Source organism: Shewanella sp. KT0246, from assembly GCF_019654955.1.
Lineage (GTDB): Bacteria > Pseudomonadota > Gammaproteobacteria > Enterobacterales > Shewanellaceae > Shewanella > Shewanella goraebulensis.
Genome location: NZ_BPEV01000018.1, coordinates 93204 through 110185 on the forward strand (window position 1 = coordinate 93204; position 16982 = coordinate 110185).

Sequence of the window (16982 nt, forward strand, 5' to 3'; positions counted from 1 at the left end):
TTACAGGCTGGTTTTGATTAGCGGTAGCTAATTATCAATGAATCACTTAAGTTTGTTAAAAAACAAAACAACAAGATGGGGCATTTTGTGCAAAACAGTAATATGAGTATCGGCGATACATTAGGCTTAGGCTTTATGACTTTCGCATTTTTCTTAGGTGCGGGTAACCTAATTTTTCCTCCTTTTGCAGGTATGTTAGCTGGCGAGAATATGACTCTCGCAATGTTGGGCTTTCTTGTTACAGCCGTGGGTTTACCTCTTGCAGGCCTGATTGCAGTCGCTAAGGCAAATGGTAAGGTCATGGCGATGTTGCCCGCTTTTGCTGCAACAGCACTTGCTGTCTCTATTTATATCATTATTGGCCCTGCATTCGCGGCGCCTCGTACTGGTTTAGTTGCGTTTGAAATTGGCGCTCGTCCGTTTTTAGATAATGCAGAAGCGGTTATTCAAATAGGCGCGTTAGCGCTTAATCAAGCTCAACTATTTTACACCATTGGCTTTTTTGCTTTAGCTATGGTGTTGTCTTTATACCCTGGTAAGTTGCTTGATAGCGTGGGTAAAGTATTAACCCCAATTTTGATTTTCTTATTAGTGGGTTTAGCGGTTTCAGTCATTGTTACTCCGAGCGCTGCAGTAGGTGCTGCAACAGGTGACTATATTACTAGCCCACTTTCTAAAGGTATTTTAGAAGGTTACAACACTATGGATACACTGGCTTCAGTGATCTTTGGTATGTTGATTATTGATATTTTACGTAAGAAAGGCATCACTGAATCAAAAGCGCAAACTCGTTACCTTGTTCGCGCCGCGATTATAGCTGCGTCTGGTTTAGCATTTGTTTATATCTCATTATTCTATTTAGGTGCGACTGCAGGTGAGATTGCAGCTGGCGCTGAAAATGGTGGTCAAATTCTAACAAATTATGTAACCCACGAGTTCGGTACTATGGGTACTGTGTTATTGGCCGCTGTCGTGAGCATCGCATGTTTGACAACTGCTGTTGGTTTAATCACTGCTTGTTCTGAATACTTCAATGAATTGCTGCCAAAGGTTTCTTATAAAGCATTCGTTATCTTTTTCAGCTTAGTATGTGCAACTGTTGCTAACGTTGGCTTAACTCAGTTAATTAATATCAGTATTCCAGTATTGATGACTATCTACCCTGTTGCGATTGCATTAGTGGCAATTACTTTCTTAACTGAACGCTTTGCACGCCCTGAGTTTTCGCACCGTTTAGTGCTATCGGTTGCCTTGTTCTTCGGTGTGTTTGATGGCTTAAAAGCTGCTGGTTTCGAAATTAACTTCTTAAGCTTTATGCCTCTTCACAGTGAAGGTATGGCTTGGTTATTACCTGTCGGTATCGCGATTGTGGCATGCTTATTTGTGCCAGCTAAAAACCAAACTGTTGCAGCAAGCTAATCAATTATTTACTTATGACAAACTTTGTCAAAGTAAACTAATTTTGGTTACACTAACGGCGTTACTTCATGTGAAGTAACGCCGTTTTTTTAGGATTAAAAGTGACTGATAAGTATCAAGCTGACCCCATCATAGATGCTTTTTTAGATGACCTTTGGTCAACAAAAGGCTTAAGTGATAATACCCTTGCATCCTACCGTACCGATTTACGTCATTTTGAACGTTTTGTGCTGAGCCAAGGTATGTGCTTGATTGAAGTTGATCAGCTAACTATTCGAGATTATTTAGCCTATCGAGTTGAACATAATTTTGCTAAAACTAGCACTGCTAGACTGCTTAGTAGCCTGCGTCGTTTTTATGGCTATTTGATTGTTAAGCAGACTATTGAAATTGACCCTACCAGTTTAATTGAGTCACCTAAACTTGCACGCCAACTGCCTGATGCGTTAAGCGAGAGCCAAATCGATGCTTTGTTAGATGAGCCAAATGTTGAAGATGCCATCGAGTGTCGCGACAAAGCGATGCTGGAGTTACTCTACGCAACAGGGCTGCGTGTTACTGAATTAGTGAGCCTGACGCTTGAGCAAATCAGTCTGCGTCAAGGTCTAGTGAGAATCGTAGGCAAGGGCGGCAAAGAGCGCTTAGTGCCTTTGGGTGAACTCGCAGTGACTGAGATTGAGCAATATTTATTAGCGGCACGGGCTGAATTACTGAATAACAAGCAAAGTGATGTGTTGTTTCCGTCTAAACGCGGTCAAATGATGACACGGCAAACCTTTTGGCATCGAATAAAGTTGTATGCAATTCGGGCAGGCATTAATTGCCATTTATCGCCGCACACATTACGCCATGCCTTTGCTACTCATTTACTGAATCACGGTGCAGACTTGCGCGTGGTGCAGCTTTTATTAGGACACAGCGACTTATCAACAACCCAGATTTATACTCATGTTGCCAAAGCTAGATTGCAGCAATTGCATAGTGAGCACCACCCAAGAGGCTAGTGATATGCAGCACTCTATAATGAATTGTTACTTAAAATTTGGTGGTAGTAGTCACCAATAAAAGAGTTAAGGTTGATTTAGTAAAATATTCTCTGTAACTTTTGCCGACAATATCAGGTCTATGTATTAGCTGAGACATTCAGTTTTACCCAATAGGATTAATTAATGAAGTTAACCAAAGCATTCTCTTTTGCGATTACGCTAGCTGTTGCGCCTCTGCTACAGGCAGCTTCAGCAACAGATATCCCCAATGAAACTGAATTGAAAAAACAAGTATCAGATGTACTTGGTGTCAATGTTTTGAAAATCCAGTCATCACCTATTGATGGTCTGTATCAAGCATTTACTGATCGTGGTGTATTATATGTTTCACCCGATGGAACTAAGCTAATTCACGGTAACATGTACGATCTTAAAAATGGCATGCAAAACTTGACCGAAGCGGCTCTTGCCGGCCCTCGTGTTGATATGCTTAAACCATTTGAAGACGATATGTTGGTCTACAAAGCTAAGAACGAAAAGCACGTTGTGACTATCTTTACTGATGTAGATTGTGGTTATTGCCGAAAGCTACACAGAGAAATGGACGGTTATAATGACCTAGGTATTACCGTACGTTACTTAGCTTACCCTCGTGCGGGTATTCCATCTGCAAACGCGCAGGAAATGGAAGCGGTTTGGTGTGCTAAAGATCCTTTGAAGGCAATGACAGATGCCAAAACTGGCGGTAACGTTAAAGCGGCTAGTTGTGATGCTAACATCGAAGGTCAATATCGTTTAGGCCAAGCATTTGGTATTAATGGCACGCCAGCTATCGTGTTAGAAAATGGTATTTTAGTACCAGGTTACCAGCCACCAGAAGCGTTATTAAACACCATTAAAACTAACATTTAACTTGTAGGGTTTGATGATGGTTGTCGATGGCTCGTTCATATAATTATATCGCGCTATTTTAATAAAAGGTGAGCACTTAGCTCGCCTTTTTTGTTATCTTGCTTTTGATCTTTTTTCATTTCTATCGATAAGGTTTATTTGTGGCTCACAAAATTGTTCGCCGTGCTGATGTAGATGACAGCCATTTACCCGCGACTATCCATCCTTTGTTAAAACAACTTTATGCACGTCGAAATGTCGATTTAACTGGGTGTGAGTTAAGTCTATCTAAGCTACTTAGACCTGATACTATGTTGGGCTTGCCTGAAGCCGCCGCGATCATTGCCGATGCGATTGCTGCCCAAAAATCGATATTGATTGTTGGCGATTTTGACGCCGATGGTGCCACATCCACTAGTGTGTGTTTACTTGCTCTTCGGATGATGGGGGCGACTAAAGTTGATTACCTTATTCCGAATCGATTTGATTATGGTTATGGCTTAAGTCCTGAAATTGTCGCCGTTGCACAATCAAAAGGCGCAGAGTTATTGATTACCGTTGATAACGGTATTTCATCAATTGATGGTGTTACTGCAGCTAAGCAATTAGGCATGCAAGTAGTGGTGACAGATCACCATCTACCAGGTAAAAGCCTGCCAGATGCAGACGCTATCGTTAACCCGAATCAAGATGGTTGTCAGTTTGCCAGTAAGTCGATTGCGGGAGTCGGAGTGGCTTTTTATTTGATGTCAGCTTTAAGAGCAGAGCTTAAAAGCCGAGACTGGTTTCAAAATAATCATATTGCAGAACCTAATCTAGGAAGCCTTTTAGATATTGTGGCGCTAGGTACGGTTGCAGATGTGGTGTCTCTTGATAGTAATAACCGCATTTTAGTTCAGGCTGGACTTCAGCGAGTCAAAAGTGGTCGCTGTCGTGTAGGCATTACCGCACTGTTAGAAGTTGCCAAACGAAGCCCACATCGCATTGTGGCATCTGACTTTGGTTTTGCAGTAGGGCCAAGACTTAATGCAGCAGGTCGACTTGATGAAATGGCATTGGGTGTTGAAACCCTCTTATGTGAAGATATGATGCTAGCGCGCAGAATGGCTGATGAACTCGATGGCCTCAACGGTGAGCGCCGCGAACTTGAAGCAGGTATGCAGCAAGAAGCACTTAAAAGCCTGCAAAAACTCACCCTAGATGAATCTAAATTGCCTTGGGGTTTAGCCATTTTCCAAGATGATTGGCATCAAGGGGTGATTGGAATTTTAGCCTCAAGGATCAAAGATAAATATCATCGACCGGTTATTGCTTTTGCTGATGCAGGCGATGGAGAAATTAAAGGTTCTGCTAGGTCAATCAAAGGTCTGCATATGCGTGACTTACTTGAGCTGATTAATAGCCGTCATCCGGGCATGATTATCAAGTTTGGCGGTCATGCAATGGCTGCAGGTTTATCGCTTAAAGCAGATGCCTTTATTGAGTTTGAAGCAGCCTATGATAAAGCGGTACGTGAAATACTAAAGCCTGAACAACTAACGGGTGAAGTTTTATCAGATGGTGAGTTACCTGCTCAGTTAATGAATCTTGAAACTGCATTTTTATTACGGGAGTCTGGTCCGTGGGGGCAGTCGTTTGAAGAGCCACTTTTTGATGGCCACTTTAGCGTGATCCAACAACGAATAGTGGGTGAGAAACACCTTAAGTTAGTACTTGAAACCGACTGTGGTTCAGTGATGATGGATGCGATAGCGTTTAATGTCGATTTAGCCACTTGGCCGGACGCGACAATTAAGCATGCAAGAGTGGCTTATAAGCTTGATGTGAACGAGTTTAGAGGCAATCAAACGGTGCAAATGCTAGTGGATTATATTGAGCCGGCCTAGCTTTTTGGGGATAACAGCAATTGTTGAAAAGTGACTGTTTATACAAAGCAACATAGATAATAGTATTTTGGTCATCGTTATTTTGTTTAAGCCAGTATAGTTGAGTAACTGCACTGGTATTCATTCGAGTCTGTTTGACACTTATTACAAAATAGACAGATACAAAAAAGCCTCGCATTGCGAGGCTTTTTTGTTATTTGGTCGCAGTAGCCACCAAATCTAAATATGGTGCCCGAACCCGGAATCGAACCAGGGACACGAGGATTTTCAATCCTCTGCTCTACCGACTGAGCTATTCGGGCGACGGACGCAATTAAACGTTTTTTGCGGTCTATAGTCAACTTTTTTTTAGTGATAAGGTTATTTTTAGGTTTGTTTGACTAAGAATTCCGCAAAAGGCTCAAATGTTCAGCTAAAACTAATGGATTAAACTAACAGCTTGAAAGGTCATCAGCAAAGCTTGTGCAGACGTTTTTCAACTATTTCAGCTATGTTTGAATAGAAATCCACCGCAACAAGGTCTTATTGATTGAATACAATGGATATCATCTCATTCTCACATTAGGAACAGGCTATTGAGCTGGCAATTGACCCTGATTAACCGATCGAAAAAACATCCTTTTAGGGTATGTTTAGTAGTGTCGATGTTAATTACTTTCAGTGTCCTTGGCGTACTTAGAATTAACCTTGATGTGAACTTCAATGATTACTTTGCCCATGACGATGCTGGATTTCTGGGGCTTGAGCGAATTACCCATAAATTTGAACAGCGAAATAATTTACTCTTGCTATTGGAAAACCAACAAGATTGGCGTCAACCCAAGCAGCAATTGTTGTTAACCCACTTTATCGAACAGTTAGCGCAAGATAGTACTATTGCGCAAGTGGGTGGTTATGCCTCGTTTATTGATGTTTCTAATATAGATGATTCAATACTCCATCTTGTGGAAGGGGATGATGCAAATAAACGTGCCAAATTATTAAGCTATAAACAAAATCCACGATTGCCGCTGGTGATATCTGAAGATGGTCAAGCCATACTGCTTAACATTAGCTTCAGTGATGTAGGTAAACAAAATTTCGCCAATGAGACCTTATGGCGTGATCACAATGTAGATAGCTTACTGAATAGCGCTAACGGATATTGGGACTCAAATAAAAACACATTAGTAAATGTTTACCTAAGTGGTGAGCAAGCACTTAATTGGCAATATGCAAAAGTGCTACGTCATGATTTAGCTTGGTTTGCACCGTGTTTATTATTGATAATCACTTTAATGGCATTTTTATTTATCCGAGCGCAATTATGGTTGCTGGCTATTGGATTAAATTGTGTGGTTACGTTAATGCTAACCTTGGGAATTGCAGGTTGGTTTAAACTAACCATCGCCGCGATTAGTGCATTTATTCCCGTCATTATTATCACCTTGTCGTTAGCTTATTCCGCTCATTTATATTTGGCATGGCAACTGGCGCTTAAACAGCAAAATGACGACCCACTTCAGTTTAGTTTTCAGCATAATAAGCTGCCATTATTTTATGCCACACTAACAACCATGTTAGGTTTTGGTTTATTGAGTTTTAGCCCGTCACCACCAATTCAAACTTTCGGTATCTTGGTGGCTATAGCCGTTTTATGTCATTACGTGCTTTGTCATAGTTTAATGGTCGTTATTGTCAGCTCGCTTGGTAAAAGATCTACAAAAAAACAACCCGAGCTTCTTAGTCGAAAAGACCAGAGTCGAATAGCTCACTTCCCCATTGAGACTATGGCAAAAAGAGGAATTAAATACCCTACAGCCATACTCGTTAGCGTGGCATTAATCTCAACTTTGGCGATATTCAGCGCATCCAAACTTGAACTCAATGATGATCCATTTAGTTACTTCCCAATTGAAAATCCTTTTAGTCAATCTAAGCAGAAGATGCAGCAATACTTTGATGGAGTAAATTTAATTAATTATGAAATCAGCGTAAATGCTGCTATCTCAGATGACGATAGCTCTGATAATGCGAGCGGGGATGATGTTTCAAATGGTGCCACTCAAACTTCGCATTCTATTTATGACAAACAATACTTAAGTTTTCTCTATCAATTCGCACGTTTTTTAAAACAACAACCTGAAGTGAACAGGGTGACACATATTGGCGATTGGGTGAAAAGTGCTGGATTAACACAAAGCCAGTTTAAGCGAGTTGTCAGTGAAAATTCAGTAAATACCCTCGGACTTGGCGCTGAAATATCTGCAGATTATCAATCAAGTTTACTATCTATTTACCTTGCCCCTTTAACGGCTAAACAAATGATAGCGTTTGAGCATCAGGTAGATGATTGGCTAGGGGAAAACAAACCTGATTTTACCGTTAGCCCCGCATTAGGAAACAGTTTGTTATTTGCACATTTATCAGTAGAGAATGCTAATAATATGCTGTGGTCTTTCGCTATTGCATTACTGATGCTCAGTATCATTTTAGGTGTTATTAAACGCAGTTTGATATTTGCGTTGATTGGCTTAATGGTGAATTTCTTGCCACTACTATGGGTATTTGGCGCATGGCAGTTAATGGGAGGCTATATCAGTATTGGTAGTGCTGTCGTGTTAGGGATCATGTTAGGCATTATTGTAGACGATACTTTGCATCTTCTATTAAAGCTACCAGAGCCTAGCAAGGCTTTGGCGTTTGACCTTTTCTGGCCTAAATATTCAGCCATCATTCCTGTGATTAGTTTTACCAGCTTAACCTTAGTATTGGGCTTCGGTATTGGTTTAGCATCCGACTTTGCCCCTATAGCGCAGCTTAGTCTGTTGTCTTGTATGGTGATTGCATTAGCGTGGTTGTTTGATGTTTTGGTCTTACCGGTTATTTATCATCAATGGAGGCGCTATCAATATGGGCAGCAGTAAGATCGTTAAACGTTGTTTTGGTAAGCAAGCCTCACCTCAAGTCTTGTATGGGAAAAATGCGCTTCGGCTTCAAAGCTGGATAAACCACTTTGGTCATTCATCCTTGTCATTTAATGATCGCCAAACCGAGGCTATGGCGCATTTATTGCCACTCCTTTTGTGTGGAGAGCAATCGGCGCAACTGGTGTTCAACCAAGAAATTATCAGATTACGAGATAACTCAATCAAGCATCACTCTATTATATCTGCGCATTCTGAAAGGCTGATTTCATCCTTGATGGAAGTTGAGTCTGACGAGTGTCGACATGATACTGCTTTGCAAAGCGTGGTGGATAATTTACCTGAAGTTGATTCGGTTGCGAAAGTGCAACGGCTTGCTAAACGTTTTTATACAAGCCTTGGCAGAGTAGATAATTACAGTCATCATTTTGTCCGTATTGCAGTGTTAGATACCTGCGTCACTCAAATTATGCAGGCTTTTGAACATAGCCATTTAGGAGCAAACCATCCTTTTAGTCAGCTCTGTGGCTTAATTAAAAAAGATGAAGCCAAACATGTTTACATCAGTCGTCACCATGCAATGGAGTTAGGCGCGGATAATGCTGAATTTAACCAACAACAAGAGTCAATTACCCAAAACCTGTTTCAATTATTGCGAAGCCAAGACAGGGCATTTGAACATATGGGAATTTGCTTGGATGCCTTACAAGATAAATTGGAGGAAAAATGGCAGTAAAATTTGCTCAACATGATTTGTCATTGTATTCAATTGCCCATCAATTGCCGGGTATAAATATTGATAATGAAATGCTTTTGGCTTGTTTATCTCAACAATGTGGTCGTTTAAATGCGCGTAAAGCTAAAAGTATTGCTAAACGGCTGGGTATTGAAGGCCGTCACTTGGTGAGAGATTTAACTAAAGCAACAAGCTCAGCTTCGCCAACCAGTATTGAGTTAAGTCAGCAGGTTTTAACTCAAGCATTACAAAACGCCGCTATAAACAGTAATGAGTTGGATTACTTACTCACTCATACTTGTACTCCCCACACCCAAGTGCCGCCTAATGCCGCATGGCTTGCTGATGTTATGGCGTATCACGGGCCATATTTAGAGCTAAGGCAAGCATGTACAGGCTTTGCTAACGGTTTACAGATAGCTTCGGCTTTTTGCGCGGTGAATCAAAAACCGGTTGCTATTGTTGGGGTTGAAACAGGTTCTGTTTATTTTGATATGGATAAGACATTTATCGACACCGAACAATTAGTAAATTATGTGCAAATGGGAGATGGCGCTGCCGCGACAGTATTAGGGCCATTAACCGAAGGGAAGGCTAAAGTCTCAGATATCTATTTAGGACAAATAGGCCACCAAAAACAACCTGGGTTTTATTTAGATAGCGGCTCAAAAGATGTTGGCGAAAAACGAATGGCGCGTTTTCACCATAATATCCATGCAGTTAGAGAGCAGGGTAGTCAACTATTTGAACTTGGCTGGCAAGCACTACAAAGCCGCGGCTACCAGTTGGATGACTTTGCTTATATTTTACCTCATCAAGCGAATGGTCATATTGATGTGCTAATGGCCGAAGCTTTAGGGATGACGCCAGATAGAATCATTAATGATGCGAAACAGTTCGGCAATTTAGGTTCTGCAGCTATTTGGGTGAGTTTATCTAATTTGATTCATTCTGGTAAATTACAAGATGGTGATAAGGTTGCAGTGCTAGGCGCTGAGGCAACTAAATACCTTTATGGCGGTTTTGTTTATCAGCATTGTGTAAGCTAAAAATTAAGTTGAAGCAATAAAAAAGCCCGCGATATGAGTGCGGGCTTTTCTGTATTTACAAGTAATCGGCTAGTAATTGTTAGTTGCTTAACTCTTTATTATCAGGGAAGTTAGCTGCCATAACGGTTAATACATTCTGTTTTAGCTGCTCTTGACCTAATTCACCGTAAGCTTCTGACATGATTTCCAGTGCACGTTCAATGGCTGGCGTTCCTGGGAACTGCTCCATCACAGATTGAGCACGAACAGCAGCCGCACTCCATGCTTCCATTTTGATATAATACTCAGCTACTTTAATCGAGTATTGTGCTAAACGGTTTTTAAGATACTGCATACGTTGTTGTGCATCGGCAGAATATTTACTGTTTGGGTAACTTTTGATTAAACGATCGAAATCTTTAAATGCATCTTGAGCATTTTTAGGGTCGCGATCGGTACGGTCGATATTCATCATGTCATGGAAAAGATAATTATCAGCCTGCATATTTGTTAAACCACGCATATAATACACGTAATCAATATCTGGATGCGTTGGGTTTAAACGTAAGAAACGATCGATATTGGCAATGCCAGATGCGACGTCATCCATTTTGTAATACGCAAAAATCATATCAAGTTGTACTTGAGTTTTATGCGGTCCAAATGGGTAGCGAGAGTCTAAAGCTTCAAGGGTTCTTACTGCTTTAGAATAGTTCCCAAGCTCCATTGAGGTCCTTGCTTGGCTATAAAGGCCTTCTGGAGACTTACCATTTAGGTCTTCATCCTCAAAACCTTTTGAGGTACTACAAGCTGATAAAGCTAATGAAAACAATACTAGGGCGGCGCCTTTGGCAAATTTAGACATATGTAAATTCAATTCTTTTATAAGTTGTTGTTAAGAATTTTTCCATTTCACTGTAAAATAGAAAACAATCCGATTGTAACAGATAGCACATTCACTTTGGACCCCAAAAAAGGGGTACGGTTCCTATGACACAAGAGATTAACCTAAAAAGCGAGATCACAGCAAATCAAACGGGTCTTCGTTTAGACCAAGCTTTGGCTGAATTGTTCCCTGATTATTCCCGTACACGCATCAAAGAATGGATCCTATCTGGTGCAGTTTCTGTCGATGGCGTTGTTGTCGATATACCTCGTGAGAAGGTATTAGAGTCGCAGTTAATTGCGGTAGAAGCAACGCTTGAAGAAGAAGTAAAAGATAAAGCGCAAAATATTGAGCTTAATATTGTCTATGAAGATGACCATATTATTGTCGTTAATAAGCAAGCTGGCCTAGTGGTTCACCCAGGAGCTGGCAATGCTGATGGCACATTATTAAATGCGTTATTACATCATTGTCCTGATATTGAGCACGTCCCTCGTGCGGGTATCGTTCATCGTTTAGATAAAGACACCACAGGTTTAATGGTTGTTGCTAAAACCGTTGAAGCGCAAACGCATTTAGTGACTGCACTGCAGGCCCGTGACATCGTTCGTGAATATGAAGCGATTGTTATTGGTACTATGACTGCTGGTGGCACTGTTGATGAGCCGATTGAGCGTCATGAAACTCGTCGTACCCAAATGGCTGTCATTATGGGTGGACGTCCTTCAGTTACTCATTACCGTGTTGCTGAAAAATTCCGAGCGCATACCCGTTTGAGATTACGTCTAGAAACAGGTCGTACTCACCAAATTCGTGTTCACATGGATTACATTGGTCACGTACTTGTGGGCGATCCAGTTTATGGTGGCCGTCCTCGTCCGCCTAAAAAAGCCAGCCCTGAGTTTTTTGATATTTTGAAAAACTTCAATCGTCAGGCTTTGCACGCTGTACGTTTAGAGTTAGCGCATCCTTTCACTCATGAAATTATGTCGTGGCAGGCTCCTATTCCTGAAGATATGCAAATGCTTGCTAAAGCAATGCGTAAAGATACTGAAGAAAACCCAATCGAGTATCTTTAACTTCTGCTAAGAAAAGGGCAAAACGTGTATAAAGCCAGTTGGCCGATCCCTGATAATGTTAGCATCGCTATGACAAATCGTCATGGCGGTGTAAGCAAGCCTCCCTTCGATAGCCTTAATTTAGGTTTACATGTCGGAGATAAGGCGTCAGATGTATTGGCTAACCGCGCTTTAATTCAGCAAAGGTTATCTATAACTGCTCCTTTGTTTTGGCTTGAACAAGTACATGGCACTGAGATTGTTGATTGCACTCATTTGTCTGCTGCATCGTTAGTCAATAATGTCCCACCCAAAGCTGACGGCAGTTATTCGTCATCCCCTCATGTTTCATTAGCGATTATGACGGCTGATTGTTTGCCGGTATTACTGTGTAATAAAGCAGGAACAGAAATTGCGGCGGTGCATGCTGGTTGGCGTGGCTTGTGCGATGGCATTATCGAAACAGCAGTAAAAAAGTTTAGCTGTGCCCCTTCCGAGTTAATGGCTTATTTAGGCCCAGCGATTGGACCTGAAGCATTTGAAGTCGGTGTAGAAGTGAAACAACAGTTTGTGATGGTAAATAAACACTCTGCGCAATACTTCAAGCCTGTTGTTAACGAATCATGTGATAAGCCATCTGATAAATATCTTGCCGATTTGAACGCGCTAGCAAAAATGGGCTTAACATTGTTAGGTATTAAGCAAATTTTTAGTGCTGATACCTGCACGCATTCAGATAAAGATTACTTTTCTTATCGCCGCGATCAACAAACAGGTCGTATGGCTTCTTTTATTTGGTTAAAGTCTTAATCTGTTTTTTCGATTTGATCTGAATCAATTAATCTAACACTAATGTACTGATTTTATCTTCCAAGATTGAAATTTTCATAAACATCCCCATATTTTAATTATCAAAACATTCCGTTTTTATTAAATTGTGTAGGAGGCCGTATGAGACTCGATCGTATGACCAACAAATTTCAAATCGCTATTTCAGATGCCCAATCTTTGGCATTAGGGCGTGATCATCAGTTTATTGAACCTATTCATTTGATGATGGCGTTATTAAATCAAGATTCAGGCTCAATTCATCCATTATTGACCCAAGCTGGGATCAATGTGAGCGGCTTACGTTCATCACTTAGCCAAGAATTAGAGCGTCAGCCACAAGTTGAAGGTGCTGGTGGTGATATTCAATTATCCCAAAGCCTGATCCGTTTATTAAACTTGTGCGATAAGTTGGCTCAAAAGCGTAAAGACAAGTATATCTCTTCTGAATTGTTTGTTTTGGCGGCACTTGAAGGTACAGATCCATTAGGTAAGTGCCTAAAAGATGCAGGTGCCAGTAAAGAATTACTTGAAAAAACTATCGAGCAAATTCGTGGTGGACAAAAGGTTGATGATCCCAATGCGGAAGATCAACGCCAAGCATTAAACAAGTTTACAGTCGATCTCACTGAGCGTGCGGAGCAAGGAAAACTCGATCCTGTGATTGGTCGTGATGAAGAGATTCGTCGCACTATTCAAGTATTGCAACGTCGCAGTAAAAATAACCCGGTACTAATAGGTGAGCCAGGTGTCGGTAAAACTGCCATTGTTGAAGGATTAGCTCAGCGTATTGTTAATGGTGAAGTACCCGAAGGGATTAAAAATAAACGCGTATTATCTTTGGACATGGGCGCGTTAATTGCTGGCGCCAAGTACCGTGGTGAATTCGAAGAGCGTTTAAAAGCAGTGCTAAATGAACTTGCTCAAGAAGAAGGTCAAGTGATTTTATTTATCGATGAACTTCATACCATGGTCGGTGCCGGTAAAGGCGAAGGAGCGATGGATGCAGGGAATATGCTTAAACCTGCTTTAGCTCGCGGTGATTTACATTGTGTTGGTGCGACTACGCTAGATGAGTATCGTCAATACATTGAAAAAGATGCAGCGCTTGAGCGTCGTTTTCAAAAAGTGCTAGTAGAAGAGCCAAATGTAGAAGATACCATTGCGATTTTACGTGGCTTGAAAGAGCGTTATGAATTGCACCACCATGTTGAAATTACTGACCCTGCTATTGTTGCGGCTGCAAGCATGTCGCATCGCTATATCTCAGACAGAAAGTTACCCGATAAAGCTATCGACTTGATTGATGAAGCGGCATCGAGCATTCGTATGCAAATCGATTCTAAACCTGAGGCGCTTGATCGTTTAGATCGCCGTGCTATTCAGCTTAAGCTTGAAGAGCAAGCATTGGCGAAAGAAGAAGATGAAGCTAGTCGCAAGCGTTTAAATCATTTGCAAACTGAGCTTAAGCAAGTAGAAGAGAAAGCAGGCGAGTTAAATGAAATCTGGCATACAGAAAAAGCAGCACTTGCAGGTACTCAACATATTAAAGCGGATTTAGAACAATCACGCATGGATATGGAAGTGGCCAAACGTGCAGGTGATTTGACCCGTATGTCTGAGCTTCAATACGGTCGTATTCCAGAGTTAGAAAAACAACTGGATTTAGCCTCGCAAGCAGAAATGCAGGACATGACTTTATTGCGCAATAAAGTAACTGATACTGAAATTGCTGAAGTGTTATCTAAAGCGACGGGGATCCCTGTTTCAAAAATGCTTGAAGGCGAGCGCGATAAGTTATTGCAAATGGAAGGTGCGCTGCATCAACGCGTCATTGGTCAAAACGAAGCGGTCGAAGCGGTATCGAATGCGATAAGACGCAGCCGAGCAGGCCTTGCTGATCCGAATCGTCCAATTGGCTCATTCCTATTTTTGGGCCCTACTGGGGTTGGTAAAACCGAGCTATGTAAATCTCTGGCGAATTTCTTGTTTGATTCTGAATCTGCAATGGTACGTATCGATATGTCTGAGTTTATGGAAAAGCATACGGTATCGAGATTAGTTGGCGCACCTCCTGGTTATGTTGGCTATGAAGAAGGCGGTTACTTAACTGAAGCTGTGCGTCGTAAACCTTATTCAGTCATCTTGTTAGATGAAGTAGAAAAAGCACATCCAGATGTATTTAATATTTTACTGCAAGTATTAGATGATGGTCGCTTAACAGATGGTCAAGGAAGAACAGTCGATTTTAGAAACACTGTGATTATTATGACCTCCAACTTAGGCTCTGACATTATTCAAGATGGCTTTGCCTCTCAAGACTATGGACAAATGAAGTCAGCTGTTATGAGTGTGGTGACCCAAAGCTTTAGGCCTGAATTTTTGAATCGAATTGATGAAACCGTAGTGTTCCATCCTTTAGCGGCTGAGCATATTGCTCATATTGCTGAGATCCAGTTAGAAAACTTAAAAGCACGTTTAGCTGAAAAAGACTTTACCATGTCTATTTCGAAAAATGCCTTAGCCTTGATTGCAGAAGCTGGCTTTGATCCAACTTACGGAGCTCGTCCACTTAAAAGGGCATTACAACAAGAAATTGAAAACCCATTAGCGCATCATTTATTAAAAGGTGAGTTGCTACCAGGTAAGCAAATTCTAATTGATGTTGTAGATGGACTGCTGACATTTAAACAGTAATTAAACTTTATTAACGATAATTAGGAAGGAACGATGCAAAAGTATCGTTCCTTCTTTCGTTTTAATCCGAACACATTAGATACAGAACCAGCCAGTTTGACGTTATAACTGAGATGAACTACTTGATAGTGAGTAATTTTTAAACTAATTTGATTAAAGAGGCGTTATTAATCTTCAATCTAAATTCAAGTAAAAGGATATACCATGAAGAAAACTGTCGTATTAGGTATCGCATTACTGTCAATAGCTGCTACAGGTTGTAGTAGTTCACCTGAAAAAAGTGAATCTGATATTATCGGTGTCGGTAATGTGGAATATAACAGCCTTTATCATTACGGATATAACAAGGGCTGCAGTGGTGCATTGAAGGAAAAGCAAACCAATGAATCTTTAGAGTCTATGAAAGATGAAACCTTATCTGGTATTGATGCATTCGAAGATGGTTGGCGTTCAGGTACAGAAACTTGTAATGATGGTGAGTTTCGTTCTATGTATACAGTGCGTAACGCGCAGTAAATATTTCAGTCGATATTTATAGTGAGTAACAAAAAGGAGCCTAGGGCTCCTTTTTTAGCTTTAAATGTTTATGGTATTTTTAAATTAATTACAGAAAAGTTTTTTACGTTCTTCATTCTTTTCAATCTGCGCCAGTCTTTCTTCTTCGGTGATTACAATCTCTTCGCCTGTTTCCGCATCCTTACGATGCAGATGTTGATAAGTACTTAATACTTTTAAACTGTGTTTCGCACTTTCACAAATTGAAGCGGCTTGTTCAGCGTCCTTTTCTTTGATGAGTTTAGCTTTTGCTGCCAAGTCTGAATCTTGACTTGTTTTGCTTGACGATGTGGTGGGTAACACTGGCACATAACCTACTTGTGCAGGTTCAATATCTTCACTATATACTTTTTTTGAGTCGACACCTGCTGGTGGCTGTTGGCTGTAATGAGACACACCATCCTTATCTACCCATGTATAAATGACAGTGGCAAAACTGATATGACTAACACTACTACAAAGTAAAAAAGCAAGCAGACGTAAACTGAACATAGATATTCCTAACAATATGGTGAAGCATAATTTTCCCTAATAAAATTAAAATAGGCTAAATAGCACATAAAACCAATAGCTAAATGAATATTGTTACAAGTAGATTTCGCTATTAATGGCAATTAAGTACAACACGGCCGCTACTTTGATACTTTCTCAAAGGTGTTTATTTCGAGCGAATACACTAAAAACAGGCTAATTAGAGCAAAAAGACCACATTGTGATTAACTATTGTTCAGTTGAGTCGTGTTTGTCATAAATATTTAAAAAAGCCCTTGCGGTGTTTCAGTATTTGCCTATAATGCGCATCCACTGACACGGCAACAGGCACTAGCCAACACTGAGTCAGCTTGATTTGAAGCGGTTTTAACTACCTCAAATCAACGGCAAAAAGAAGTTTGAAAAAACACTTGACGCCAACGAGGGAAAGCGTAGAATACGCATCCCTGACCAACACGGTCAACGCTCTTTAACAATCAAACAAGTAAATCTGTGTGGACACTCACAGGTGTTGAGTTAATCGAAATTGTCACTTAGGTGGCAATCAAAATTATTATCAATGTAACGATGAGTGTTCATAGCAATATGTAACAAACAGGATGTAGATTCTTCCG

13 protein-coding genes and 1 tRNA gene are annotated in these 16982 nt (G+C 40.7%); 11 read left to right on the plus strand and 3 right to left on the minus strand.

What is annotated here, in order from left to right:
* Positions 1 to 75 precede the first annotated feature (75 nt).
* The 4 genes from brnQ (at position 76) to recJ (ending at position 5182) form a co-directional block, all read left to right on the plus strand.
* Entirely contained in the window at positions 76 to 1419 is a 1344-nt protein-coding gene (gene brnQ, locus K5Q58_RS10815) for a branched-chain amino acid transport system II carrier protein (RefSeq protein ID WP_220753942.1), read from the plus strand.
* Between the two features lie 101 nt (positions 1420 to 1520).
* A complete protein-coding gene (gene xerD, locus K5Q58_RS10820) occupies positions 1521 to 2423 on the plus strand; it encodes a site-specific tyrosine recombinase XerD (RefSeq protein ID WP_220753943.1) in 903 nt (300 codons plus the stop codon).
* A 165-nt stretch (positions 2424 to 2588) separates the two neighbouring features.
* On the plus strand, positions 2589 to 3317 hold the full coding sequence (dsbC, locus tag K5Q58_RS10825) for a bifunctional protein-disulfide isomerase/oxidoreductase DsbC (protein WP_220753944.1): 729 nt from the start codon (positions 2589 to 2591) through the stop codon (positions 3315 to 3317).
* A 140-nt stretch (positions 3318 to 3457) separates the two neighbouring features.
* Positions 3458 to 5182: a single-stranded-DNA-specific exonuclease RecJ gene (gene recJ, locus K5Q58_RS10830; protein WP_220753945.1), complete on the plus strand. Its 1725-nt coding sequence runs from the start codon at positions 3458 to 3460 to the stop codon at positions 5180 to 5182.
* A gap of 226 nt (positions 5183 to 5408) precedes the next feature.
* Here the strand turns inward: recJ and K5Q58_RS10835 are convergent.
* Positions 5409 to 5484 (minus strand) — tRNA-Phe (locus tag K5Q58_RS10835).
* Positions 5485 to 5826: 342 nt separating this feature from the next.
* Between K5Q58_RS10835 and K5Q58_RS10840 the strand changes: the two genes are divergently transcribed.
* From K5Q58_RS10840 to K5Q58_RS10850, 3 genes are read left to right on the plus strand one after another with little or no spacing between them, the layout of a single operon-like run.
* On the plus strand, positions 5827 to 8088 hold the full coding sequence (locus tag K5Q58_RS10840; protein ID WP_220753946.1) for an RND family transporter: 2262 nt from the start codon (positions 5827 to 5829) through the stop codon (positions 8086 to 8088).
* The gene (locus tag K5Q58_RS10845; RefSeq protein WP_220753947.1) at positions 8075 to 8824 is read left to right on the plus strand and encodes a hypothetical protein; all 750 of its coding nucleotides are present in this window, start codon (positions 8075 to 8077) and stop codon (positions 8822 to 8824) included. Before K5Q58_RS10840 ends, K5Q58_RS10845 begins: the two co-directional genes overlap by 14 nt.
* Positions 8815 to 9873, plus strand: a complete 1059-nt coding sequence (locus K5Q58_RS10850; RefSeq protein WP_220753948.1) for a 3-oxoacyl-ACP synthase III family protein — start codon at positions 8815 to 8817, stop codon at positions 9871 to 9873. The genes K5Q58_RS10845 and K5Q58_RS10850 overlap by 10 nt, the downstream gene beginning before the upstream one ends.
* A 79-nt stretch (positions 9874 to 9952) precedes the next feature.
* Here K5Q58_RS10850 and K5Q58_RS10855 read toward each other — a convergent pair whose 3' ends face one another.
* Positions 9953 to 10717, minus strand: coding sequence for an outer membrane protein assembly factor BamD (locus K5Q58_RS10855; RefSeq protein WP_220753949.1), 765 nt, complete (start codon positions 10715 to 10717; stop codon positions 9953 to 9955).
* Positions 10718 to 10842: 125 nt separating this feature from the next.
* On the opposite strand from K5Q58_RS10855, the gene rluD reads away from it, so the two are divergent.
* From rluD to K5Q58_RS10875, 4 genes are all read left to right on the plus strand, one after another.
* Complete coding sequence (rluD, locus tag K5Q58_RS10860) at positions 10843 to 11817, plus strand: 23S rRNA pseudouridine(1911/1915/1917) synthase RluD (protein ID WP_220753950.1); 975 nt, start codon at positions 10843 to 10845, stop codon at positions 11815 to 11817.
* Positions 11818 to 11841: 24 nt separating this feature from the next.
* Positions 11842 to 12606 (plus strand): peptidoglycan editing factor PgeF, encoded by a 765-nt coding sequence (gene pgeF / locus K5Q58_RS10865; RefSeq protein ID WP_220753951.1) that lies wholly within the window; start codon positions 11842 to 11844, stop codon positions 12604 to 12606.
* Between the two features lie 141 nt (positions 12607 to 12747).
* The gene (gene clpB, locus K5Q58_RS10870; protein WP_220753952.1) at positions 12748 to 15321 is read left to right on the plus strand and encodes an ATP-dependent chaperone ClpB; all 2574 of its coding nucleotides are present in this window, start codon (positions 12748 to 12750) and stop codon (positions 15319 to 15321) included.
* Positions 15322 to 15525: 204 nt separating this feature from the next.
* Entirely contained in the window at positions 15526 to 15837 is a 312-nt protein-coding gene (locus K5Q58_RS10875; protein WP_220753953.1) for a hypothetical protein, read from the plus strand.
* Between the two features lie 84 nt (positions 15838 to 15921).
* On the opposite strand, the gene K5Q58_RS10880 is transcribed toward K5Q58_RS10875, so the two are convergent.
* The gene (locus K5Q58_RS10880; RefSeq protein ID WP_220753954.1) at positions 15922 to 16368 is read right to left on the minus strand and encodes a DUF4124 domain-containing protein; all 447 of its coding nucleotides are present in this window, start codon (positions 16366 to 16368) and stop codon (positions 15922 to 15924) included.
* Positions 16369 to 16982 lie beyond the last annotated feature (614 nt).

Excerpts from the sequence above, each read along its gene's own strand:
- clpB (WP_220753952.1), top strand. The coding sequence starts at position 12,748 with ATGAGACTCGATCGTATGACCAACAAATTTCAAATCGCTATTTCAGAT.
- K5Q58_RS10850 (WP_220753948.1), top strand. The coding sequence starts at position 8,815 with ATGGCAGTAAAATTTGCTCAACATGATTTGTCATTGTATTCAATTGCC.
- K5Q58_RS10855 (WP_220753949.1), bottom strand. The coding sequence starts at position 10,717 with ATGTCTAAATTTGCCAAAGGCGCCGCCCTAGTATTGTTTTCATTAGCT.
- K5Q58_RS10845 (WP_220753947.1), top strand. The coding sequence starts at position 8,075 with ATGGGCAGCAGTAAGATCGTTAAACGTTGTTTTGGTAAGCAAGCCTCA.
- brnQ (WP_220753942.1), top strand. The coding sequence starts at position 76 with ATGGGGCATTTTGTGCAAAACAGTAATATGAGTATCGGCGATACATTA.
- rluD (WP_220753950.1), top strand. The coding sequence starts at position 10,843 with ATGACACAAGAGATTAACCTAAAAAGCGAGATCACAGCAAATCAAACG.
- K5Q58_RS10875 (WP_220753953.1), top strand. The coding sequence starts at position 15,526 with ATGAAGAAAACTGTCGTATTAGGTATCGCATTACTGTCAATAGCTGCT.
- K5Q58_RS10840 (WP_220753946.1), top strand. The coding sequence starts at position 5,827 with ATGTTAATTACTTTCAGTGTCCTTGGCGTACTTAGAATTAACCTTGAT.
- K5Q58_RS10880 (WP_220753954.1), bottom strand. The coding sequence starts at position 16,368 with ATGTTCAGTTTACGTCTGCTTGCTTTTTTACTTTGTAGTAGTGTTAGT.
- dsbC (WP_220753944.1), top strand. The coding sequence starts at position 2,589 with ATGAAGTTAACCAAAGCATTCTCTTTTGCGATTACGCTAGCTGTTGCG.